Annotated in this window: 1 protein-coding gene; it reads left to right on the top strand. The window is 72.0% G+C overall.

Annotated features, from left to right (window positions below; genetic code table 11):
* Positions 1–246, top strand: a 246-nt coding sequence (locus ACPYOI_RS36710) for a Phenylacetic acid catabolic protein (RefSeq protein WP_481424262.1), incomplete at both ends; no start/stop codon positions are given.

The following is a 246-nucleotide window of genomic DNA, read 5'->3' as shown; positions in this document are numbered from 1 at the left end:
CTCCTGTGGTTCTCCGCCCGCCAGGTCGAGCTGCACACGCGGCTGGCCGGATCCACGGACGACGTCGTCGCCGGCGTCGCGGCCAAGGCGGTCAAGGAGGTCCGCTACCACCTCGACCACGCCACGCTGTGGGTCTGCCGCCTCGGCGACGGCACGGACGAGTCGCACGAACGGATGCAGGCCGCCCTCGAGCGCAGTGCCCCGTACGTACCTGAGCTGTTCGCCGACGACGACGCCGCCGTCCTC

The sequence above is a fragment of the Rhizobium sp. SVR5-2C genome (genome assembly GCF_056755115.1).
The sequence above is the reverse complement of the archived record's forward strand: the minus strand, read 5'-3'. Positions and strand labels throughout refer to the sequence as shown.